General features: G+C 68.9%; 21 protein-coding genes, 1 tRNA gene and 1 pseudogene. 10 read left to right on the forward strand and 13 right to left on the reverse strand.

The window, feature by feature from the left end:
- Positions 1-391: 391 nt before the first annotated feature.
- The 3 genes from JMV16_RS16685 to JMV16_RS16695 are packed head-to-tail and all read left to right on the forward strand — an operon-like array spanning position 392 to position 3,334.
- Positions 392-1,366 carry an alpha/beta fold hydrolase gene (locus tag JMV16_RS16685; RefSeq protein WP_201495426.1) on the forward strand — a complete coding sequence of 325 codons (975 nt, stop codon included), beginning with the start codon at positions 392-394 and terminating at the stop codon, positions 1,364-1,366.
- 18 nt (positions 1,367-1,384) lie between these two features.
- Entirely contained in the window at positions 1,385-2,395 is a 1,011-nt protein-coding gene (locus JMV16_RS16690; protein WP_201495427.1) for a hypothetical protein, read from the forward strand.
- Positions 2,396-2,407: 12 nt separating this feature from the next.
- Positions 2,408-3,334 carry an alpha/beta hydrolase gene (locus tag JMV16_RS16695; RefSeq protein WP_201495428.1) on the forward strand — a complete coding sequence of 309 codons (927 nt, stop codon included), beginning with the start codon at positions 2,408-2,410 and terminating at the stop codon, positions 3,332-3,334.
- Positions 3,335-3,417: 83 nt separating this feature from the next.
- Here the strand turns inward: JMV16_RS16695 and JMV16_RS16700 are convergent.
- Positions 3,418-3,494 (reverse strand) — tRNA-Arg (locus tag JMV16_RS16700).
- A gap of 34 nt (positions 3,495-3,528) precedes the next feature.
- Positions 3,529-4,221 carry a glutathione S-transferase N-terminal domain-containing protein gene (locus tag JMV16_RS16705; RefSeq protein WP_201495429.1) on the reverse strand — a complete coding sequence of 231 codons (693 nt, stop codon included), beginning with the start codon at positions 4,219-4,221 and terminating at the stop codon, positions 3,529-3,531.
- Positions 4,222-4,277: 56 nt separating this feature from the next.
- Here JMV16_RS16705 and JMV16_RS16710 point away from each other — a divergent pair, with 56 nt between their 5' ends.
- Positions 4,278-5,015, forward strand: a complete 738-nt coding sequence (locus JMV16_RS16710) for a hypothetical protein (RefSeq protein ID WP_201495430.1) — start codon at positions 4,278-4,280, stop codon at positions 5,013-5,015.
- Between the two features lie 91 nt (positions 5,016-5,106).
- On the opposite strand, the gene JMV16_RS16715 is transcribed toward JMV16_RS16710, so the two are convergent.
- From JMV16_RS16715 to JMV16_RS16725, 3 genes are read right to left on the reverse strand one after another with little or no spacing between them, the layout of a single operon-like run.
- Positions 5,107-6,318 carry an acyl-CoA dehydrogenase family protein gene (locus tag JMV16_RS16715; RefSeq protein WP_201495431.1) on the reverse strand — a complete coding sequence of 404 codons (1,212 nt, stop codon included), beginning with the start codon at positions 6,316-6,318 and terminating at the stop codon, positions 5,107-5,109.
- Between the two features lie 37 nt (positions 6,319-6,355).
- Positions 6,356-7,444 carry a phosphotransferase gene (locus JMV16_RS16720; protein ID WP_201495432.1) on the reverse strand — a complete coding sequence of 363 codons (1,089 nt, stop codon included), beginning with the start codon at positions 7,442-7,444 and terminating at the stop codon, positions 6,356-6,358.
- A gap of 16 nt (positions 7,445-7,460) precedes the next feature.
- Positions 7,461-8,165, reverse strand: a complete 705-nt coding sequence (locus JMV16_RS16725) for a Crp/Fnr family transcriptional regulator (RefSeq protein ID WP_201495433.1) — start codon at positions 8,163-8,165, stop codon at positions 7,461-7,463.
- A 159-nt stretch (positions 8,166-8,324) separates the two neighbouring features.
- On the opposite strand from JMV16_RS16725, the gene JMV16_RS16730 reads away from it, so the two are divergent.
- Complete coding sequence (locus JMV16_RS16730; protein WP_201495434.1) at positions 8,325-10,352, forward strand: hypothetical protein; 2,028 nt, start codon at positions 8,325-8,327, stop codon at positions 10,350-10,352.
- Positions 10,353-10,370: 18 nt separating this feature from the next.
- Here JMV16_RS16730 and JMV16_RS16735 read toward each other — a convergent pair whose 3' ends face one another.
- The 5 genes from JMV16_RS16735 to lptF are packed head-to-tail and all read right to left on the reverse strand — an operon-like array spanning position 10,371 to position 15,088.
- Positions 10,371-11,525, reverse strand: coding sequence for a pyridoxal phosphate-dependent aminotransferase (locus JMV16_RS16735; RefSeq protein WP_201495435.1), 1,155 nt, complete (start codon positions 11,523-11,525; stop codon positions 10,371-10,373).
- 12 nt (positions 11,526-11,537) lie between these two features.
- Positions 11,538-12,482: a CysB family HTH-type transcriptional regulator gene (locus tag JMV16_RS16740; RefSeq protein ID WP_201495436.1), complete on the reverse strand. Its 945-nt coding sequence runs from the start codon at positions 12,480-12,482 to the stop codon at positions 11,538-11,540.
- A complete protein-coding gene (locus JMV16_RS16745) occupies positions 12,479-12,883 on the reverse strand; it encodes a sirohydrochlorin chelatase (protein ID WP_201495437.1) in 405 nt (134 codons plus the stop codon). Before JMV16_RS16745 ends, JMV16_RS16740 begins: the two co-directional genes overlap by 4 nt.
- A 4-nt stretch (positions 12,884-12,887) precedes the next feature.
- Positions 12,888-14,000: an LPS export ABC transporter permease LptG gene (gene lptG, locus JMV16_RS16750; protein WP_201495438.1), complete on the reverse strand. Its 1,113-nt coding sequence runs from the start codon at positions 13,998-14,000 to the stop codon at positions 12,888-12,890.
- Positions 13,997-15,088: an LPS export ABC transporter permease LptF gene (lptF, locus tag JMV16_RS16755; protein WP_201495439.1), complete on the reverse strand. Its 1,092-nt coding sequence runs from the start codon at positions 15,086-15,088 to the stop codon at positions 13,997-13,999. Before lptF ends, lptG begins: the two co-directional genes overlap by 4 nt.
- A 28-nt stretch (positions 15,089-15,116) precedes the next feature.
- Here lptF and JMV16_RS16760 point away from each other — a divergent pair, with 28 nt between their 5' ends.
- The 4 genes and pseudogenes from JMV16_RS16760 to JMV16_RS16775 all read left to right on the forward strand — a co-directional run bounded on the left by JMV16_RS16760 (position 15,117) and on the right by JMV16_RS16775 (position 18,823).
- The gene (locus tag JMV16_RS16760) at positions 15,117-16,580 is read left to right on the forward strand and encodes a leucyl aminopeptidase (protein ID WP_201495440.1); all 1,464 of its coding nucleotides are present in this window, start codon (positions 15,117-15,119) and stop codon (positions 16,578-16,580) included.
- A 40-nt stretch (positions 16,581-16,620) separates the two neighbouring features.
- Positions 16,621-17,073: a DNA polymerase III subunit chi gene (locus JMV16_RS16765; protein ID WP_236580561.1), complete on the forward strand. Its 453-nt coding sequence runs from the start codon at positions 16,621-16,623 to the stop codon at positions 17,071-17,073.
- Positions 17,051-17,536 carry a hypothetical protein gene (locus JMV16_RS16770; protein ID WP_201495441.1) on the forward strand — a complete coding sequence of 162 codons (486 nt, stop codon included), beginning with the start codon at positions 17,051-17,053 and terminating at the stop codon, positions 17,534-17,536. The genes JMV16_RS16765 and JMV16_RS16770 overlap by 23 nt, the downstream gene beginning before the upstream one ends.
- Positions 17,537-17,681: 145 nt before the next feature.
- Positions 17,682-18,823: pseudogene (locus JMV16_RS16775) on the forward strand (branched-chain amino acid ABC transporter substrate-binding protein).
- Positions 18,824-18,960: 137 nt separating this feature from the next.
- On the opposite strand, the gene rpmG reads toward JMV16_RS16775, so the two are convergent.
- The 3 genes from rpmG to trxB all read right to left on the reverse strand — a co-directional run bounded on the left by rpmG (position 18,961) and on the right by trxB (position 20,480).
- A complete protein-coding gene (gene rpmG / locus JMV16_RS16780; RefSeq protein WP_201495442.1) occupies positions 18,961-19,131 on the reverse strand; it encodes a 50S ribosomal protein L33 in 171 nt (56 codons plus the stop codon).
- 17 nt (positions 19,132-19,148) lie between these two features.
- Positions 19,149-19,382 (reverse strand): 50S ribosomal protein L28, encoded by a 234-nt coding sequence (gene rpmB, locus JMV16_RS16785; protein ID WP_201495443.1) that lies wholly within the window; start codon positions 19,380-19,382, stop codon positions 19,149-19,151.
- Positions 19,383-19,520: 138 nt separating this feature from the next.
- Entirely contained in the window at positions 19,521-20,480 is a 960-nt protein-coding gene (trxB, locus tag JMV16_RS16790; RefSeq protein ID WP_201495444.1) for a thioredoxin-disulfide reductase, read from the reverse strand.
- Positions 20,481-20,650: 170 nt separating this feature from the next.
- Here trxB and JMV16_RS16795 point away from each other — a divergent pair, with 170 nt between their 5' ends.
- The gene (locus tag JMV16_RS16795; RefSeq protein ID WP_201495445.1) at positions 20,651-21,319 is read left to right on the forward strand and encodes a Crp/Fnr family transcriptional regulator; all 669 of its coding nucleotides are present in this window, start codon (positions 20,651-20,653) and stop codon (positions 21,317-21,319) included.
- Positions 21,320-21,342 lie beyond the last annotated feature (23 nt).

The raw sequence follows: 21,342 nt of genomic DNA on the forward strand, positions 1-21,342 counted from the left end.
GGTGCATGTCAAAGGCAAGATGGCCAGAGGCCATGAAGACGGCGCGCCGCTTCAACGGCAAGACAAGGAACTTACGGGGGAGCGCGCCGCCGTGCTTGAGGCTTCGAGGTCCGAGCGGGTCATCAACGGTAGTGATTTGCGGCCAGGGGGCGGCACCCAGAATGACTGCGTTTGATGGGCTCGCGGCCGTTCCATGGCCGCAGCTCCGATCAGATCAGGCCGGTCGGGAGGAAACATGGGCGTGGCAAGACATTCAGCAGGGGTTGGGAGTCGCTTGTGGTGCAGGGCGACCGCGGTAGTCGCGGCCCTGGCGCTGACTGGCGGTGGCGGGCGGACGCTTGCGAACGAGGAGAATGCACCGCTGCCCTACGGCCTCATCCCTGAGTCCCGGTTGGCCGCCCGCTTCTCCGAGGAGATTGAGCCGCTCTGGTCCCAGCAGGTCCAGCGGGGGGAATTCACGGGCCTGGCCGGCGTCAAGTTGGCCTATGCCGCCGCGCTGGTCCCCGATGCGCGGGCCGCCGTCGTCATCGTCACCGGCCGGACCGAGAACCTCTTGAAGTACCAGGAGGTGGTGGCCGACCTGGTGCGGCTGAAGTACTCCGTCTACGTCTACGATCACCGGGGCCAGGGCTTCTCCGGCCGGCTCCTGCCCGACGAGCCGCAGAAGGGCCACGTCGTGCAATTCGACGACTATGTCGAGGATCTGCAGGCCTTCATCCAGCAGGTGGTGGGGCAGAAGCCGCACAGGAAGCTGCTGCTCCTGGCTCACTCCATGGGTGGCGGGGTGGCCAGCCGCCACCTGCAGAAGTACCCCGGTGTCTTTGCGGCCGCGGCCCTGTCGTCGCCGATGCACGAACCTAACGCGAAGATCCTGATCTCCACAGATTCCAGCTGCTGGTACTTCAGGGCCACCGGATGGTTCCGCAGCGAGACCTGGGCCGGCTGGCTGCCGAAACCCTATGCCCACGGGCCCTATGACGAGAAGTCCAACGACTACACGCATTCGCCCGCCCGCTGGGCGCAGGTATTGCGGGTCGAGATGCGTTACCCCGAGGTTCGCCTGGGTGGGCCGACCCGGGGCTGGGCCGCCGAAGCCTGCGCGGCATCGAGCACCCTGTTGTCCAACACTGCCCAGATCGTCACGCCCGTGCTGGTGCTTCAGGCCGGCGAAGACACGGCGGTCATGCCGGAAGGCCAGAACGAATTTTGTGCCGCGCTGTCCAGGAACACAGGCCGCGCATGCGACGGTGGCGGGCCGCAAAAGATCGAAGGTGCGCGGCACGAGTTGCTGATCGAGGCGGACCGCTACCGCGTCCCCGCAATGGCCAAGATTCTTGACTTCTTCGACCGCAGCCAAGCCCGCTGAAAACTTAGGGAGCGACAAATGCGCAAGTTTCAACTCACAGCGGCCCTGGTGCTGGCCTTGTTCTCGGCAACCGCCATGGCGGAAACCCAGGAGCCGGGCTCGGCCGCGCAGGCCCTGAAGAACATCACGGAAGCCCTTGGCACCTATGTGGCCGTTCTGGCCGGCACAGGCGGTCTCGTCGTGGCGCTGCTGGAGGCCTACAAGAAACTGTTCTCCATCCGCGGCAAATACCACCGGACTGCGGTCATACGCTGGCTTTCGCAGGACTCGGCAAAGATCCCCGCAGCGCTGATGCTTGCCAAGCCCGGACTCTTGTCGTCGTTGGCGCTGGGCGGCGGAAGCCACTATGACGTGCCAGGCAACCGCGCGGCCACCGCAGCGGGTGCCCAAGGCACCGCTTATGACGCCGCACAGGCCTATGCCGAGTTCTTTCATCTGACCTCGGGTCAGGCTCAGCCTCCTCAAGCCCATCCTTCGCACGCGGTACTCAGGTGGCGAGGCGTCGACCGCGCCGTCTTCGAGCTCGAGACGGCGCGGATGATGTCTCAAATACAGGACGCGGCAGACGCGGTGCTGAACAACCCGGATCTCTATCCGCACTTCTACGCCTTCCTGACCCGTGGCTCGGGTGCCGACGCGACACTGTGGAGAAGCTACCTGGCAGCGCCGCCGGCCGCGGGTCCGACCAAGCAGGACTCGGATCGCTATGGCCGCGTGCGAATGCTGGTGCGCAGGCAGCTCGACGCGTTTCAGACGGTGACCACCCGCCGCTGGGAGGATCTGAACCAGTGGTGGGCGATGCTGCTGGGCGCGCTGATCCTGTTCGTCGCCTTCGTGATGGCCGCCGATCCAGGCTTTGCCGGCGAGGCTTTCGACCCATGGCGGTCCTGGACGAAGGGCTGGGGTGCGCTGGGCAAGGAGCCCGGCACATACCTTGGAGTCCTCCTGAAGGCCGCGCTGGGGGGGGCACTGGCACCGATCGCCAAGGATCTTCTGAGCAGCCTGTCGTCCATCAAGTTCACGAAGTGAGCCGGGGCCAACGTGTCGCGCCACGACGAGGATTTCCCCGGCTACGTTGCGGGCCTGCAATTGGACATGCGCGAGCAGCCCGAGGGTGGGAGCGTCCACGTCCCGTGCCAGCCAATATGGGCCTTCGGGCAGGTGCGCTCGCAACAGGATCTCCTGGTGCTGGTCCATGGCTTCAACAACAACCGGCGCGAGGCCCAGGAGGCCTATGCGGCTTTCCGCAAGCGGCAGGCGGGCCTGCTCGAGGCGCGCCACTTGGGGGCGTTCGAGGACATGCTCGGCGACGCGTTCTGGCCGGGCGACGCCAACTTCGCCGGCCCGCTGGACATGCTCGATTTTCTCGTCTACCCCGCCACCATTGCGACCGCCAAGCTGGCGGCGGCACAGCTGAGCACCTATCTGCTGAGTCGCCGCGACGTGCTGAACCTGTACTTCGTTGGTCACTCCATGGGCTGCAGGGTGATCCTGGAGACCCTGCGGCTGCTCAAGGCGAACCCGAGCTTTCGGACGCCAGTCCGCAAGGTCTGTCTTCTGGCCGCTGCGGTGCGTACCTCGGCCGTCTTCCCCGGCGGAGCCCTCGAAGAGGCCTTCCGGGCTGCCGAGCAGGTGGAGGTGCTGCACTCCAGTGCAGACACCGTGCTGTCCCTGGCCTTTCCCATCGGGCAGACAGCGGCGGGCGATGGATTCTTCCCCACGGCCATAGGGCGACACGGCGATGTGCCGCGCAACCCGGGACAGGTGGAAATCAGGCCGGTGGACGGCGCCGGCCACGGCGACTACTGGGGCTGGAGGCCGACCGATCAGAGCGCCGTCGCCGCCGAGCACATCAGCCGTTTTCTCGGCCTCGGCCAAGCGAACCGCGACCTACCGACAGCCACCATCCCCCAGTGCCTCGGCCCTCAGCCCAGGGAGGACATCAAGTGCCGACAGTTCGGAGACTGAGCGGCCTGGCCATGGCACGATCCAGGTAAGTGATTGATTTTCCTGGGACTGGGGCTTTTGTGGGTCGAGGCGATGCGTTCAACTGGCCTGCCCGGCAGGACTCGAACCTGCGACCCCCAGCTTAGAAGGCTGGTGCTCTATCCAGTTGAGCTACGGGCAGCGTGGCGCGGATTCTAGGAGGCGGGCGGCTCCGCTCAGCGCGCCGTGTACTGCGTCTTGCCGAACAGCACCTCGCGCGCCTGGTCATCCACCAGGGGCTTGCGGCGGTCGGCCAGCACCTCGACGCCGCGCCGCACCGCCGGGCGCGCCGCGATCTCGTCGAACCAGCCCTTGAGGTGGGGGTGATCCGCCCAGTCTATGCCCTGGTTCTTCCAACTGCGCAGCCAGGGAAAGGTGGCGATGTCGGCAATGCCGTAGTCGGCACCGCCCAGGTAGCGGCTTTTGGCCAGGCGCTTGTTCATCACGCCGTAGAGGCGATGGGCCTCGTTGGTGTAGCGCTCGACCGCGTACGGGATCTTCTCGGGCGCGTAGATTCGGAAATGGTGAGCCTGGCCCAGCATGGGGCCGATGCCGCCCATCTGGAACATCAGCCATTGCAGGGCCTCGAAGCGCCCGCGCAGGTCTTCGGGCAGGAAGCGGCCGGTCTTGCCGGCCAGGTAGACCAGGATGGCGCCCGATTCGAACAGCGAGATCGCCTTTCCGTCGGGGCCGTCGGGGTCGACGATGGCCGGGATCTTGTTGTTGGGGCTGATGGCCAGGAATTCGGGCCTGAACTGGTCGCCGGCGCCGATGTCCACCGCATGCACGCGGTACGGAATACCGCATTCCTCGAGCATGATGTGAACCTTGTGGCCGTTGGGCGTAGCCCACGAATACACTTCGATCATCGGTGTTCTCCGCGGCCCTGGCGGCGCGGCCCGGCCCATCCAACGGACTCTAAACCATGCTCGACGGATTGAAGCGTTTGTTCGCGGGGCCGGTGGCCGGTGCTGCCAAGGACTGGGACGGCGTGCTGCCCTGGTCCGACGCCAAGAGCTACACCTTCCGCGAAGTGGGCGACGCCGGCTTCGTCATCGACGGCAACACCGCTGGTGCGGCCTGGCGGCTGGAATGGGGCCCTTCGCAGCGGCCTTACATCAAGGGCCATGAGTTGCGCCTGCGTGCCGAACTGGGCTTGCATGCCGAACTGCAGTTGGTGCTGCTCAACCGGCAGTTGCAGGAGCAGATGGAGAAGACAGTCTTCGACCAGTACGTCGAGGGCGTGCAGACCCGCATCGATAACCAGACTCCGCCCGAGATGCGCTGGCTGGTGATGTTCCCCAAGCTGGGTGCTCCCGAGATGGGCGCGCTGAAGGACCGTTATGTGGCGCTGGGCAGCGTCAAGACCTGGCTGGCCAAGTGGCTGGAGGGACCGCTGGCGCAGTCGCTGCTGGCGCTGCGCGTGGCCGATGACACGCCGGTCGTGCTGATGATCGGCCGCGGCCGCCTGATGCTGCGCACCGCCATGCCCGACCCGGTGGTGGCGCAGTTGCAGGCCTGGCTGCGTGTCTTCGAGACCGCCATCCGCGAGGCCCGGCGCATGGCCAACGAGAGCACCGACACCGTTTCGCCCAGCACCCACGGCAGCAGCCTGTGGTCGGCCAGCGCGCTGCCCGGCGACGAGCGCGACGGCACGAAGTAGGCCAAGCCCGCCGCGCTCATGCCTGCGCACGCAAGTGCGCAGTCTTTCGCCAGGCACACGACAGTCCGCGGGGACTGTCGTGCATCCGGGCTCAGTGCTTGCCGAGCTCGATCTTGGCAATCGCGTTGCGATGCACCTCGTCAGGGCCGTCGGCAAAGCGCAGCGTGCGCGCGTGGGTGTAGAAGTAGGCGAGCGGAAAGTCCTGGCTCATGCCGGCGCCGCCGTGTACCTGTATCGCCCAGTCGATCACCTGGCAGGCCATGCTCGGGGCCACCACCTTGATCATCGCGATCTCGGCCTTGGCGCTCTTGTTGCCGGCCCTATCCATCATCCAGGCCGCCTTCAGCGTGAGCAGGCGCGATTGCTCGATCATGCAGCGCGCCTCGGCGATGCGCTCCTGTGTCACCGTCTGCTGCGCCACCGTCTTGCCGAAGGCGGTGCGGCTGCTGGCGCGCTGGCACATCAGCTTGAGCGCGCGCTCGGCCAGGCCGATCAGGCGCATGCAGTGGTGGATGCGGCCGGGGCCGAGGCGGCCCTGGGCGATCTCGAAGCCGCGGCCCTCGCCGAGCAGGATGTTGGAGGCCGGCACGCGCACGTTCTTGAACGCCACTTCCATGTGGCCGTGGGGCGCATCGTCGTAGCCGAACACCGACAGCGGCCGAATCACGTTGACGCCCGGCGCGCTGGCCGGCACCAGGATCATCGACTGCTGGGCGTGGCGGGCCGCCGTCGGGTCGGTCTTGCCCATCACGATGTAGATGGCGCAGCGCGGGTCGCCGGCGCCGCTGGTCCACCACTTGACGCCGTTGACGACGTAGTCATCACCCTGGCGCTCGATGCGGGCCTCGATGTTGGTGGCGTCCGACGAGGCCACGGCCGGCTCGGTCATCGCGAAGGCGCTGCGGATCTCACCGGCCAGCAGCGGCTCGAGCCACTGCTTCTTGTGCTCGGCGCTGCCGTAGCGCACCAGGGTTTCCATGTTGCCGGTGTCGGGTGCCGAGCAGTTGAAGACCTCGCTGGCCCAGGGCACGGCGCCCATCAGCTCGGCCAGCGGCGCGTATTCCTGGTTCTTCAGGCCGGCGCCGTATTCGCTTTCCGGCAGCCACAGGTTCCACAGCCCGGCCGCACGCGCCTTGACCTTCAGCTCCTCGATCAGCGGCAGCGGCGTCCAGCGGCGGCCGGCGCGGGTATTGGCCTCGATTTCCTCGAAGTAACGCGGTTCGGCCGGGTAGACGTGCTCGGCCATGAAGGCCGAGATGCGGGCCTGCAACTCCTGGGTGCGGGGCGAGTAGCCGAAATCCATGGCGGTCTCCTGTTTGGATGGGGTTGGATGGCCGTGTTCAGCGCGCGGCGTGGGCCTGGGCGAAGCGCCACGCCAGCTCGGCCAGCTGCCGCGTCGCGGCGCCGGTGGCACGGGCCTGGGCGCTGGCGGCCGTGCCGTCGACCACGCGCTTGGCGATGCCCTGGGTGATGGCGGCGATGCGGAACAGGTTGTAGGCGAGGTAGAAGTTCCAGTCGGCGCGCAGCGCCTCGGCGTCGGCGCGGCCGGTGCGCTCGCAATAGCGGCGCAGGTAGTCCTGCTCGGCGGGAATGCCCAGCGTCGCCAGGTCGAGCCCGCCTATGCCGCGGAAGACGCCGGGCGGGATGTGCCAGGCCATGCCGTGGTAGCTGAAATCGGCCAGCGGATGGCCCAGCGTGCTCAGCTCCCAGTCGAGCACGGCAATGACGCGCGGCTCGTCGCGGTGGAACACCAGGTTGTCCATACGAAAGTCGCCATGCACCACCGCCACCTGGCTCGGGTCCTGCGCCGCCGCAGGCAGGTGGCCCGGCAGCCAGGCGATGAGCCTGTCCATTTCGGCGATGGGCTCGGTGATCGAGGCCTGGTACTGCTTGCTCCAGCGCGCGATCTGGCGCTCGAAGTAATTGCCCGGGCGGCCGAAGTCGGCCAGGCCCGCGGCCACCGCATCGACCTTGTGCAGCGCCGCGATGACGCGGTTCATCTCGTCGTAGATGGCGCCGCGCCCGGCCGGCGTCATGCCGGGCAGCGACTGGTCCCACAGCACGCGGCCGTCCATGAATTCCATCAGGTAGAAGGCGCGGCCGATGACGGCCTCGTCCTCGCACAGCAGGTGCATCTTCGCCACCGGCACCTCGCTGTCGGCCAGACCGCGCATGACGCGGAACTCGCGCTCGATGGCGTGGGCCGAGGGCAGCAGCCGGGCGGCCGGGCCGGGCTTGCTGCGCATCACATAGGCGCAGCCCGGCGTCACCAGCTTGTAGGTCGGGTTGCTCTGGCCGCCCTTGAACTGCTCCACCGTCAGCGGGCCGGCAAAGCCCGCCAATTCGCGCTCGAGATAGGCCTGCAGCGCGGCGGTGTCGAAGGCGTGGCTGGCCGCCATGGCCCGCGTGCCGACGTAGGCGTCGTTCATCGTGTGGATTCCCGGTTCAACGTTCGGCGGCGGCCATCAGCTTGTCGCGCGACAGCACCACCAGGCGCGTCGGCTCGACGCGCACCGCGCCGTCGCGCTCGAAAGCCTTGAGTTCCTGGTTGACGCGTTGGCGCGAGGCGCCCAGCAGCTGGGCCAGGTCTTCCTGGGCCAGCGCCAGGCCGATGCGCACCTCGGTGCCCTCGGCCACGCCATAGCTGCGCGCCAGCAGCAGGATTTGCCGCGCCAGGCGCGCCTGCAGAGGCCGCGTGGCCAGGTCTTCGATCTGGTCGAACATCAGCCGCAGGCGGCGGCAGTTCAGGCGCAGCAGCGCGTCGTAGAGCTCCACATGCGCCGCCAGCAAGGCCTTGAAGTCGGGCTTGCGCACCACCAGCAGCGTGGTCTCGCCGTGGGCGTCGGCATCGTGGGTGCGCGGCAGGCCATCGAAGAGTGCGATGTCGCCGAACCAGGTGCCGGGCTCGGCGTAGGTGAGCGTGACCTGCTTGCCCGCCAGCGACACCGTGCCTATGCGCACCGCGCCGCGCGCCACGCCGCACCACTCCTGCGCCGGTGTGCCGCGCGTCGCGAGCGCCGCGCCATCGGCCAGCCGGCGCACCACGCCGCGTGACAGGATCGCGCCCTGCAGCGCGGGTGAGAGCTTGCTGAACCACGCGCCCGTCTCGATGTTCTGGAGTTCGTCGATTGTAAGAACCGGGCTGCTCATGGCTTGTCTCGGGCGTGACAGGGGCGGGCCGGCATTGTGGTCCCGCGTGTGATGGGCCACATCTGCACCCCAGCTCGGGCGTTTGAGCCGCGATGCTTCGTGCTAGAGTGGTTTTCACCGGTCCATCGCGGCGTTATCGCCGCATTTCTCCTGTATCGCATGCACACGTTGCGGCCCTGGCTGTCGTCCATCGTCATCGGCGCGGCCTCCACCACTGCCGCGGCGACCGGCTTGGGTGCAGGTGGCGCATCAGCCGTGCTGGGCCAGCCGCTGGATTTCGTCGTGCAGGTGCGGCTCGATGCCGCCGACGAGCAAGCCCTGAACTGCATCAACGCCGAAGTCACGGTCGGTGACCGCAGATTGCCTGCACCCTGGGTGCGGGCCACGGTCGAGGGACGGAGCCCGGATGCCGCGCGCATCCGCGTCAGCACCACGGTGAGCATCGACGAGCCGGTGGTTACCATCGGGCTCAGCGCCGGCTGCGCCTCGCGCGTGGCGCGCCGCTATGTCGTGCTGGCCGATCCGCCGGCGCTGCCGCCGCCCGTGCCGGCTGCCTTGCCGCTGGCCGAGGCGGTGGCCCCTGCGCCAGCCAGTCCTTCACCCCCCGCCATGGTGGGTGTGCCGGCACCGGTGCAGCAGCCGGTGGTGCTGGCCGAGCGCGAGGCCTCGCCGGCCGCGGCGCCGCCCGGCCGCGCCGAGCGCAGCACCGCGAAGCGGGCCGAGCGCACTTCCGAACGCAAGGCCGAGCGCCAGCGTCCTGCGCCCCGCAAGGCGGTGGCAAAGGCGGCGCGCCGCGCCGCCGAGGCGGGGCCGCGGCTGCAGCTCGAAGCCCTGGCGCCGGCTCCGGTGCCCACGCCTGCGGCCAGCGCCGAGCGCGCCACGGTCGAGGAAGCCCTGGTCGCTGTCGCTGATGCGGCCAGCGCCACGCGCGCCGCTCAGGCGGCGGCCTCGGCCCAGGCCGAGCGGCTTGCCAGCATGGAGCGCGTGGTCGAGCAGTTGCGCACCGAGGCGCGCTCCAACCGCGAGCTCGCGGCCCAGTTGCGCGAGAAGCTGCAGGAATCCGACCAGACCGGCCACTGGACACTGCCGCTCCTGGTGCTGGCCCTGATGATGGGTGCGCTGGCCGCCTGGCTGGCCTGGCGCCTGTCGGTGGTGCAGCGCGTGCGCCAGCAGGACTGGCAGGCCGCCGCCGTGGCGCCGCCCGACCCGGCGGCAGGGCAGGGCGCAGATCCGGCAGGCCCGGGCCAGCCCCAGTTGACGGCGCCGGCGCCCTTCGTCACCTCCACCCAGGTCATGCCCGCGCCCATGACCCCGCGCCCACGTCCGCGTCCTGGCCCGGCCTGGCCGCCGCCGGCACCGGCCGAGAACTGGGCGCCGGTGTCGACCCAGGCGCCGCCGCTGGCGACGGTGCAGATGCCACCCCGGGCCAAGCCGCTGCCGCCGCCGGACGAGCCCGAACTCCTGACCCAGCGCACCGAGGTGCTGGCGCCGGTGGCCCAGGATTCGACGTTGCGCGATGTCTCGATCGAGGAACTGATCGATCTCGAGCAGCAGGCCGAGTTCTTCGTCGTGCTGGGCCAGGACGGTGCCGCGGTCGATCTGCTCAATGAGCATCTGCGCAGCAGCGGCGGCATCAGCCCGCTGCCCTATCTGAAGCTGCTTGAGATCCATCACCGGCGCGGCGAGCGCAAGGCCTACGAGGCCATACGCACGCGCTTCAACCAGCAGTTCAATGCCTATGCGCCCGAGTGGGGTGCAGACCCGGCCCATGGCCGCACGTTGGCCGACTACAGCGGCGTGCTGCCGCGTCTGCAGCAGGTGTGGCCGAGGCCGCTGGACGCGATGGCCGAACTCGAGGCGCTGCTGTTCCGCAAGTCGCGCGGCGATCTCTTCGAACTGCCGGCCTACCGCGAGGTGCTGTTCCTGTATGCGCTGGCGCGCGACCTGATGGACCGCGAGGCCGCCACCACGGGCGAGGTCGACCTGCTGCTGCCGATGTCGGACGGCGGCGAGTTCGGCAGCACGGCGCCGACGCCCTTCCTGGGCCTGGAGCCGCGCCATGGCCGCGAAGAGGCCGATCCGCACCCGACGCTGCCGCTGGACTTCGACCTCACCGCGGCCGACCGCCCGGCCAGCCTTTTTGCCCCACTGAGCGACCCGCTGACCGAGCCGCCGCTGCGCCGCTGAAGGTGCGGCTTGCCGTGGCTACAGCCGCGCCAAGCGTGCCAGCGCGGCCTGCAGCGTCTCGTCCTTCTTGGCAAAGCACAGCCGCGCCAGGCCCTGCTCGAAGCCACCTTCGTAGAACACCGCGAGCGGGATCGCCGCGACACCGATCTCGCGTGTCAGCCACTGGCAGAACTCGGCCTCGGGCAGGCTGCTCACCGCGCTGTAGTCGACGAGCTGGAAATAGCTGCCCTCGCTGGGCAGCAGGCGCAGGCGGGTGGCCGCCAGGCCGGTGCGGAAGAGATCGCGCTTGCGCTGGTAGAAGGCGGGCAGGCCGAGATAGGGCGCCGGGTCGGCCATGTGGCGGGCCAGCGCGTGCTGCACCGGGGTGTTGACGGTGAAGACATTGAACTGGTGAACCTTGCGGAACTCGGCCGTCAGCGCCGCCGGCGCCGCCACGGTACCCACCTTCCAGCCGGTGACGTGGTAGGTCTTGCCAAAGCTGGAGACGACGAAGGCGCGCGAGGCCAGTGCCGGAATCGACGACGCACTGACGTGGGCCGCGCCGTCGAACACCATGTGCTCGTAGACCTCGTCCGACAACAGCAGCACGTCGGTGGGCGCCAGCAACCCGGCCAGGCGCTGCATCTCGGCCGCGGTCCAGACGGTGGCGCTGGGGTTGTGCGGACTGTTGATCATCAAGAGCCGCGTGCGCGAAGTGATGGCCGCGGCGATGCGTTCGAAATCGGGCCGGAAGCGGCCCGGCGTCAGCGGCACGCGGACGACTTTGCCGCCCGCCAGCTCGATGGCCGGGCCATAGCTGTCGTAGCAGGGCTCGAGCACGATGACCTCGTCGCCTGGGTGTACGCAGCACAGCACGGCGGTCAGGATGGCCTGGGTGGCGCCGGCGGTGATGGTGATCTCGCTGGTGGCGTCGTAGCGACGGCCGTAGAGAGCCTCGATCTTGGCCGCATAGCGCTCGCGCAGCTGCGGCACGCCGGTCATGGGCGGGTACTGGTTCAGGCCCTCGCGCATGGCGGCGCTCACATGGTCCACCAGGGCCGGGTCGCAGTTGAAATCCGGGAAGCCCTGGCCCAGGTTGACGGCGCCGCATTCCTGCGCCAGCGCCGACATCACGGTGAAGATGGTGGTGCCGACCTGGGGCAGGCGGCTCTGGATCGCGGGGGTCGTGCTCATCGTTTGCGGTGCTCAGAGTTCATAGTCGCTGCCCTGGCCGGCCATCGCCTGCGCGATCAGCGCCGGCGTCAGATGGGGCGAGAGCAGCTCGGCAAAGGCGGTGACGAACTGGCGCAGGTAGGCGCCGCGCTTGAAGGCCACGCGCGTGACGTTGGCGCCGAAGAGATGGCCCAGCGGCCGCCAGGCGAGATCGGCTTCGGCCGGCTCGGTGCGCATGGCCAGCTCGGTGACGATGCCCACGCCCAGGCCCAGGCGCACATAGGTCTTGATGACGTCGGAGTCGATGGCCTCGAGTGCCACCATGGGCTTGAGGCGGGCGCGCGCAAAGGCCTGGTCGATGCGCGTGCGGCCGGTCACGGTGGGCTGGTACATCACCAGCGGATGGGCCGCCAGCTGCTCCAGCGTCGGCCGTTCGACCGTGGCCAGCGGGTGGCTCACCGGCACCACCAGCACATGCTGCCATTCGTGGCAGGGCAGGGTGATCAGCTCATCGTGGGCCGACAGCGCCTCGGTGGCGAGGCCGATCTCGGCCACGTCGTCCCTCAGCATGCGTGCCACGTCCTCGGGCATGCCCTGGTGCAGCACCACCTGCACCTTGGGGTAGCGGCGGCGCAGCTCGGCAATGGGCACGGGCAGGAAATAGCGTGCCTGGGTGTGGGTGGTGGCGATGGACAGCGTGCCGGCGTCCTGCTTCGAATATTCCTCGCCGATGCGCTTGAGATTGGCCACCTCGCGCATCACGATCTCGATCGAGCGCAGCACCTGCTGGCCCGGCTCGGTGACGCGCTTCAGCCGCTTGCCATGGCGGGCGAAGATGTCGACGCCCAGCTCTTCCTCCAGTTCGAGGATGGCCTTGCTGATGCCGGGCTGCGAGGTGAACAGCGCCTTGGCGGTCTCGGTGAGGTTGAGGTTGCGGCGCACGGCCTCCTGCACGAAGCGGAACTGGTGCAGATTCATGCGCCCGGGCCCTCGATCTCTTGCTCGGGCTCCAGTGTGGCCAGCGCCGCGGCGGCCATCGCGGTGACGACGCCGGCTATCTCGCCCACCGCCGGGTGCAGCCGCAGCTGCAGCGCCGGGTGGGCCGCCTGCAGCGCCGCCAGCAGCAGCGGCAGGTCGCGCCGCACATGGCCGCCGGCGCCCAGGAACAGGGGCAGGATCTCGATGCGGCCACAGCCGGCGCGCGCCAGCTCGGCGCCGGCCTCGGGCAGGCTGGGTGACATGATCTCCAGGAAGGCCAGGCGCACCGCCACGCCGGGGCGCAGCGCACGCACACGCTCGGCCACGGCCTCGAAGGGCGCGGCCCAGCGCGGATCGCGTGCGCCGTGGGCGAAGAGGATGAGGCCGCTGCTCGTCGTCATGGCCTCAACGGTAACGCACGAGCCAGGCAAAGGCCGCCATCGACAACAGCAGGTACAGGCCGCTGGGCGCCGCCGCCGCGATCCAGGGCGTCCAGGCGCGCAGCGTGGCGATATGGCCCGAGAGGTTGTTGAGCAGCACGAAGCTGATGCCGAGCAGGATGCCGCCGAAGACCTTGAGGCTGACGCTGCCGCCGCGTGCGTGCAGGTAGGCGAAGGGCAGGGCCAGCGCCACCATCACCAGGCAGGCCAGCGGGTACAGCGCCTTGCGCCAGAAGCGCACCAGATGGCTCTGCGCCGCCTGCTCCTGGTCACTCAGGTGGGCGCTGTAGCGCCACAGCTCCAGCGTCGTCATGCTGCCCACCGGCAGCACCGCGGCGGCCACGACATCGGCGTCCAGCGTGCTAGGCCAGTGCAGCAGCGGCACGCGCTCGATCAACACCCGTGTTTCGCCGGCGGCGCGTGGCAGCGGCCAGCGCGCCACCAGGGCGTCGATCAGGGTCCAGGTGCCGTCCTTGTCGACGCGGCCCTCGACGGCGTCGATGCGCGTGAGCAGGCGGCCGTCGCCGTCGAACTCGAACACGCGGATGCCGGCCAGGGCGCCGGTGGCGGTGGCGCCAGCGACATTTACCGAGATGCTGCGCTCGCCGCCCGGCGCGCCGCGCCGCTCCTTCAGCCAGGCGCCGTTGGCGCCCAGGCGGATGCCGCCGCTGGCGCGCGCCTGCAGCAGCGCCGCCTGGCGCTCGGCTGCCGGCGCCACATAGTCGCCGACGACGAAGGTCAGCACGCCGAAGGCCAGGCCCAGGGTGGCGAGCAGGCGCAGCGCACGCCCGGGGCCGAGACCGCCGGTGCGCAGGATGGTGAATTCCGAGGACTGCGCCATGCGCGCCAGCGAGAAGATGGTGCCTATCAGCACGGCAATGGGAAACAGCTCGTAGAAGTGCCCAGGCAGTTGCAGCGCCGCCGTCTGCAGCGCCAGGCTCACGTCGCGGCCGCTGCGGCCCACGCTGTCCAGCGCCTCGACCAGGTCGATGAAGAAGAACAGCGACAGGAAGGCCAGGGCGACGAACATCACCGAAGCGACGATGTCGCGGTAGAGCAGGCGGCGTATGGTCTTCATGCGCGGCTGCTCCCCAGCCGCCAGCGCAGCACCGCAGCGTGGTCGCGCCACCACAGCAGGGCCAGCGCCAGCGCGAAGGCGGCGCCGTGTACGCCGCTCAGCGCCAAGCCCATGCCCAGCCGCCCGCTGCCCACCCAGGCCTGGCTGAGATTGACGATGTTGTAGTAGACGATGAAGGCCAGCAGCGCGAACAGCAGGTTCCAGTTGCTGGCGCGGCGCGGATTGGCCGCCGACAACGCAATGCCCAGCAGCAGCAGGTTGGCCGGCGCCAGCACCAGGCCCAGGCGCCAGGTGAGCTCGCCCTGGTGGCGTGCCGTGGGGTCGCCGATCAGTTCCAGCGTGGGCACCGTCTTGGGCGGCCGTTTCGCGTCGGCGCCCGAGGCCCGCTCGCCGGCCAACACGCGGTAGCCCTCGAAGCTGGCCAGCGTGCGCTCCCCGCCCTTGAACTCGACCTCGTTGCGCTGGCCGCGTTCGAGCACCAGGAAGCGCTGGTCACCCTCGGTCTCCAGCCGGCCGGCGCGCGCTGAAGTGACCGACTCCGTCAACTCCTCGCGTGCCAGGATGAAGACATTGCGCGCGTTGATGCCGTCAGCACTTTCGCGCTCGACGAAGAAGACACGGTGGCCGTTGGCCGAGGCCTGGAAGACGCCGGGGGTGACGCGGGCCAGATCCGAGCGCTGCTGGTAGCGATCGCGCAGATCCTGGCTGCTGCCGTTGCCCCAGGGCCAGGCGAAGAGCGCGAGTACCGCCACCACGATGAGCACCGGCCAGCAGGTGCGCAGCACCGGGCGCACGAAGCGCGCCAGGCTCACGCCGCTGGCGAACCAGATCACCATCTCGCTGTCGCGGTACATGCGGCCCAGGCCGATGACGATGGCCACGAACATCGACAGCGAGAGCATGGTCGGCAGCTGGCCCAGCGCCACATAGCCCAGCAGCAGCACCACGTCCTGCGCCGCGACGGCACCGCTGGCGGCCTGGCCAATGGTGCGGATCAGCAGCATCGTCAGCATGATGGTCAGGATCACCACCAGGGTCGCGCCGAAGCCTCGGGCCAGCTCACGGCGCACAGTTGAATCGAATAACATCCGCCGCTTTCCCAGGTTGGAACGAATTATGGACTTCAAGACCCTGGCGACCCCGGCCGGCGGGCTGGCCGGCGTCAATGCCGACGCCCTGCTCGTGGTGCTGGCCGGCGGCTCGGCGGCGGCCGGGCTCGATGCCCCGCTGGCCACAGCGGTGGAGGCCGCCATCAAGTCCGGAGACTTCGACGCCAAGGCCGGCGCCACCCTCTATCTGCATGGCCTGGCCGGCATCAAGGCGCTGCGCGTCGTGCTGGCCGCTGCCGGCGACGGCTCGATCAAGGCCATCAGGAAGGCTGTGGCCGCGGGCCTGGGCGCCGTCAAGGCCGGTGGCAGCCAGCACCTGGCGGTGGCTGTGGTCGGCGCCGAACTGACGGCCGACCACGCTGCGGCCCTGGTGGCGGCGGTGGCCGAGAGTCTTTACGTCTACCGCCAGACCAAGCCCAGCGCGCCGGCCGCATCCAGGCTGCAGAAGATCAGCCTGGTCTGCGCCAAAGACGGTGCCGCGGCGCTGGCTGAGGGCTTGCGCCTGGGCGAGCACCTGGCCGCCGGCACAGAGCTGGCGCGCGAGCTGGCCAATCTGCCGGCCAACCACTGCACGCCGCGCCACCTGGCCGACACCGCCCGCCGGTTGGGCAAGGAGCACGGCCTCAAGGTCGAGATCCTCGAGCGCGCCGACTGCGAAAAGCTCGGCATGGGCTCCTTCCTCGCCGTCGCCCAGGGCTCGGCCGAGGCGCCGAAATTCATCGTCGCGCGCTACCAGGGCGCGGGCAAGGCCGAGGCGCCGGTGGTGCTAGTGGGCAAGGGCATCACCTTCGACACCGGCGGCATCTCCATCAAGCCGTCGGCCGAGATGGACGAGATGAAGTTCGACATGGGTGGGGCCGCCAGCGTGCTGGGCACGCTGCGCGCCGTGGCCGGGCTCAAGGCCAAGGTCAACCTTGTCGGCATCATCCCGGCGTGCGAGAACATGCCCAGCAGCCGCGCGGTGAAGCCGGGTGACGTCGTCACCAGCCTGTCGGGCCAGACGATAGAAATCCTCAACACCGATGCCGAAGGCCGCCTCATCCTGTGCGACGCGCTGAGCTATGCCGAGCGCCTGAAGCCGGCGGTGGTGGTCGACATCGCCACCCTCACCGGCGCCTGCGTGATCGCGCTCGGCCACCACCGCAGCGGCCTGTTCAGCGGCGACGACCCGCTGGCGGCCGAACTGCTGGCCGCCGGCGAGCAGGCGCTGGACCCGGCCTGGCGCATGCCGCTGGACGAGGAGTACGACGAGGCGCTGAAGAGCAATTTCGCCGACATGGGCAACGTCGGCCCGCGCGCCGGCGGCGCCATCACGGCGGCGATGTTCCTCAAGCGCTTCACCGCCAAGCTGCGTTGGGCGCACCTGGACATCGCTGGCACGGCCTGGAAGTCGGGCGCGGCCAAGGGCGCGACCGGGCGGCCCGTGCCCCTGCTCACCCATTTCGTGCTGGCACGCGCCAAGCGCAAGTGAGAGCGGGCCGGCGCGGCGCCGTGGCGCAAAATGCCGGCCGATGAGCGTCATGCCCGAGGTCGAGTTCCACACCGGCGTGCAGGATCCGCTGGGGTTTGCGTGCCGCCTGCTGCGCAAGGCCTGCCGCCAGGGCGCACGCGTGCTGGTCACGGCGCCGTCGGACACGCTGACCGCCCTCGACCGCAGCCTGTGGACCTTCGAGGAGTGCGACTTCCTGCCCCATGTGCGCCTGCCTGGCGCGGCGCCGGCGACGGCCGCGCTGACGCCAATCTGGCTGGCCGCCAGCGCCACCGTCGCGCAGGCTCTGGCGCCGCGCCCCGGCGTGCTGGTCAATCTGGGCGCGGCCGCCCCGCCCGAGCCGGCGCAGTGGCCGCGCCTGATCGAGATCGTCGGCGCCGAGGCCGATGCGGCGGCCGGCGGCCGCGAACGCTGGCGCGCCTACAAGGCCGCCGGCCTCAGCATCGTCCACCATGCAGCCAGCGCCCGTGATTGACGAGTCGCTGCCGGCGCCAGGCCCCGTCGCCGTGGACGGGTTGCAGGCGCCGGTCGACCTGGTGGCAATGCCGTCGGGATCCGAGCCGCAACAGGACGAGCCCCTCCAGGTCGAGCCGTCCAGGCCCGGCCGCCCTCCGCCCGGCGCCGACCGCCTGCCCACGCTGACCGAGGTGATCGAGTTCGGCCCCGACGCCGTCGCCCTGCCCACGGCCCACGAGTTGCTGTCTTCCGCGGTGGCCGTGCCGGCCGTCGACGAGGCCGCGCTGGTGCAGCGCGTGCTGGCAGAACTGGGGCCCCGCATCGATGCCATGCTCGAGGCGCGCCTGCGTGAAGCCCTGGCGCCGGCGCTGGCGCGCGCCGCCGATGGCCTGATCCGCGATGCGCGCGCTGAACTGCTGCCGGCCCTGGGCGAGATCGTCGGCGAGGCGGTCTCACGCGCGCTCGAGGTGCCGCCGCGCTGAGGCCACCCACGGCCGCCCTGCGCCCCTTTCAACGGAGCATGCCTCTGTCGGAATGTGACAGTTTTGCGCTATCGTCGCGGCCTTGCTCTCTCATTCGATGTCTGCCGATCAACGGCAGCTGTCATCCACAACCGGAGGTATTTGCATGCAAGTCAAGCTGAACCTGATCATCGGCGCCGTCGCCGTCCTGCTGACCGGCCCGTCGTTCGCTCAGGACGTCGTCAAGATCGGCCATGTCGGCCCCACCAGCGGGCAGATCGCCCACCTGGGCAAGGACAACGAGAACGGCGCCCGCATGGCCATCGACGAGCTCAACGCCAAGGGCGTGACCATCGGCGGCAAGAAGGTCAAGTTCGAACTGCTGGCCGAAGACGACGCAGCCGATCCCAAGCAGGGCACGGCGGCGGCGCAGAAGCTGGTCGACAGCAAGGTCCAGGGCATCGTCGGCCACCTGAACTCGGGCACCACCATCCCGGCCTCCAAGATCTACAGCGACGCCGGCATCCCCCAGATCAGCCCCTCGGCCACCAACCCCAAGTACACCCGCCAGGGCTACAAGACCACCTTCCGCGTCGTCGCCGATGACGTACACCTGGGTGGCACTCTGGGCCGCTACGCGGTGAAGGAACTCAAGGGCAAGAGCATCGCCGTCATCGACGACCGCACCGCTTACGGCCAGGGTGTCGCCGACGAGTTCGAGAAGGGCGTCAAGGGCGCGGGCGGCAAGACCGTGGGCCGCGAGTTCACCAACGACAAGGCCACCGACTTCACCGCCATCCTGACCAGCCTGAAGGCCAAGAAGCCTGACGTGGTGTTCTTCGGCGGCATGGACGCGGTGGCCGGCCCGATGATGCGCCAGATGAAGCAGCTGGGCATCGAGGCCAAGTTCGTCGGTGGTGACGGCATCTGCTCGAGCGAGCTGCCCAAGCTGGCGGCCGGCACGATGGGCGACGGCCAGGTCGTGTGTGCCGAGGCCGGTGGCGTCGAGGGCGCGGCCAAGAAGTCGATGGACGACTTCAACGCCGCCTTCAAGAAGAAGTTCAACGCCGACGTGCAGGTCTATGCCCCCTACGTCTACGACGCCGTCAATGTGATGGTGGCGGCGATGGTCAAGGCCGGCTCGTCCGACCCCGCCAAGTACCTGCCGGTGCTGGCCAAGACCGACGGCTACAAGGGCGTCACCGGCACCATCGGCTTCGATGCCAAGGGCGATATCAAGAACGGCGCCCTCACGCGCTCTACACCTACAAGGGCGGCAAGCGCGAGCAGATCGCGGTGGTTCGCTGATCGAGAACCGCTTTCGCGGTCTCATCGAAAGGGGCTCTTCGGAGCCCCTTTTTCTTGGGCGCAGTCGGCGCCAGACAACAAAAAAACCCGCCTCGGCGGGTTTTTTGTCGGGCAAGGCCAGGGTGGCCTTGCGGGCCTTACTTGAGCTTGATCTCTTTGTAGAGCACGTGCTTGCGTGCCTTGGGATCGAACTTCAGGAATTCGAGCTTTTCGGGCGTCGTCTTCTTGTTCTTGCTCGTGGTGTAGAAGTGCCCGGTGCCCGCCGTGGACTCCAGCTTGATCTTCTCGCGTCCGCCTTTGCTGGCCATGCTGCTCTCCTAGGGGTTCAGATTTCGCCGCGGGCGCGCAGGTCGGTGACGACCTGTTCGATGCCCACCTTGTCGATCAGGCGCAGGGCGGCGTTGCTCACGCGCAGGCGCACCCAGCGGTTCTCGCTCTCGACCCAGAAGCGCCGGTACTGCAGGTTGGGCAGGAAGCGGCGCTTGGTCTTGTTGTTCGCGTGCGAAACATTGTTGCCCACCATCGGGCGCTTGCCGGTGACTTGACAGACGCGTGCCATGACGCTCTCCAGGATGTTCCCGAATCCGGTGTGCCGGATACGGTGTGTTGTGACCGCTGCCGCTCGGTATCGCCCGGGATTGCTCCCAACCAAGGCATACCACGCTCAGCAAAGCCCGCTATTGTAGCGTGAATTCAATCAGCCCTGCAGTTGCTCCAGGTAGCGCTGTGCGTCCAGCGCGGCCATGCAGCCGGTGCCGGCGCTGGTGATCGCCTGGCGGTAGACATGGTCCTGCACGTCGCCGGCGGCAAACACGCCGGGCACGCTGGTCTGGGTGGCCATGCCGTCCAGGCCGGTGCGGGTGACGATGTAGCCGTCCTTCATCTCAAGCTGGCCCCTGAAGAGGTCGGTGTTGGGCTGGTGGCCGATGGCAATGAAGCAGCCCTTGACCGGGATGTCGGTCGTGCCGCCGCCCTGGGTGCTGCGCAGGCGCACGCCGGTCACGCCGCTGGCATCGCCCAGCACCTCGTCCAGCGTCTGCCACAGGTGCAGCTTCATCTTGCCGGCCGCCACTTTGGCGTGCAGCTTGTCGATCAGGATGGCCTCGGCGCGGAACTTGTCGCGCCGATGCACCAGATGCACGGTGCTGGCGATGTTGGACAGGTAGAGCGCTTCCTCGACCGCGGTGTTGCCGCCACCGACCACCGCCACCTCGTCGCCGCGGTAGAAGAAGCCGTCACAGGTGGCGCAGCCGCTCACGCCACGGCCCATGAAGGCGGTCTCGCTCGCCAGGCCCAGGTACTTGGCGCTGGCGCCGGTGGCGATGACCAGGGCGTCGCAGCTGTAGTTGCCCGAATCGCCCTTCAGGATGAACGGCCGCGTGCCGAAATCCACGCCATGGATGTGGTCGAACACGATCTTGGTATTGAAGCGCTCGGCGTGCTGCAGGAAGCGCTGCATCAGCTCGGGGCCCTGCACGCCGGCCACGTCGGCCGGCCAGTTGTCGACCTCGGTCGTCGTCATCAGCTGGCCGCCCTGAGCGATGCCGGTGATGAGCATGGGTTCGAGATTGGCACGCGCGGCGTAGATGGCCGCGGTATAGCCGGCAGGGCCGGAGCCGAGGATGAGGACGCGGGCGTGCTGGGTGGCGGTGGTCATGCGGTAAAGCTCCCGATGGGGCCGGCTGCGGATGGCCGCCGGTGCTGGAACATGTCGTGGCGGGCCCCGGCGGTTGCAAGTCCGTCCGTGGGCACAATAGGGGGATTCTTGCAGACCGGGCGTCGTGGCCGCCGCACGCCGAATCGAAGCACAACAACTGGAGCCTGCTGATGTCAATGCTGTCCAATCTCGATCTGATCCGGCGCGTGCCGCTGTTTTCCATGCTCACGGTGGACCAGGCGCAGGCCATCGCCGACAGCGTGGTCAAACGGCGCTTCCGCCGCGGTGAACTGGTGGTGGAGCAGGGGCGCAAGAGCAATGCGCTGTTCATCCTGCTCAATGGCCGTGCCCGGGTGCTGACCTCCGACACGCGCGGGCGCGAGGTCATCCTGGCCGTGCTCGAATCGGGCGACTACGTTGGCGAGATGAGCCTGATCGACAACGAGGCGCACTCGGCCACCGTGCGCGCCGAGATCCAGACCGACATGCTGGTGCTGGCGCGCGCCGATTTCGCGCGCTGCCTGCCCGAGAACAGCACGCTGTCCTACGGCATCATGCGCGGCCTCGTGCGGCGCCTGCGCAACGCCGACCGCCAGATCGAATCGCTGGCCCTGCTCGATGTCTACGGCCGCGTCGCGCGCACCCTGCTCGAGATGGCCGAGGAGGTCGACGGCCAGAAGGTCATCCGCCACAAGGTCAGCCGCCAGGACATGGCCAAGGTGGTGGGCGCCTCGCGCGAGATGGTCAGCCGCGTGATGAAGGATCTCGAGGAGCGCGGCGTCATCGAGACGCTGGAAAGCGGCTCCGTCGTCATCAAGGAACGCCTGCAGAACGATTGAGCCCGGCGCCGGGCCGGGGCCGC

The sequence above is a fragment of the Rubrivivax sp. A210 genome (genome assembly GCF_904426505.1).
Lineage (GTDB): Bacteria > Pseudomonadota > Gammaproteobacteria > Burkholderiales > Burkholderiaceae_C > Rubrivivax.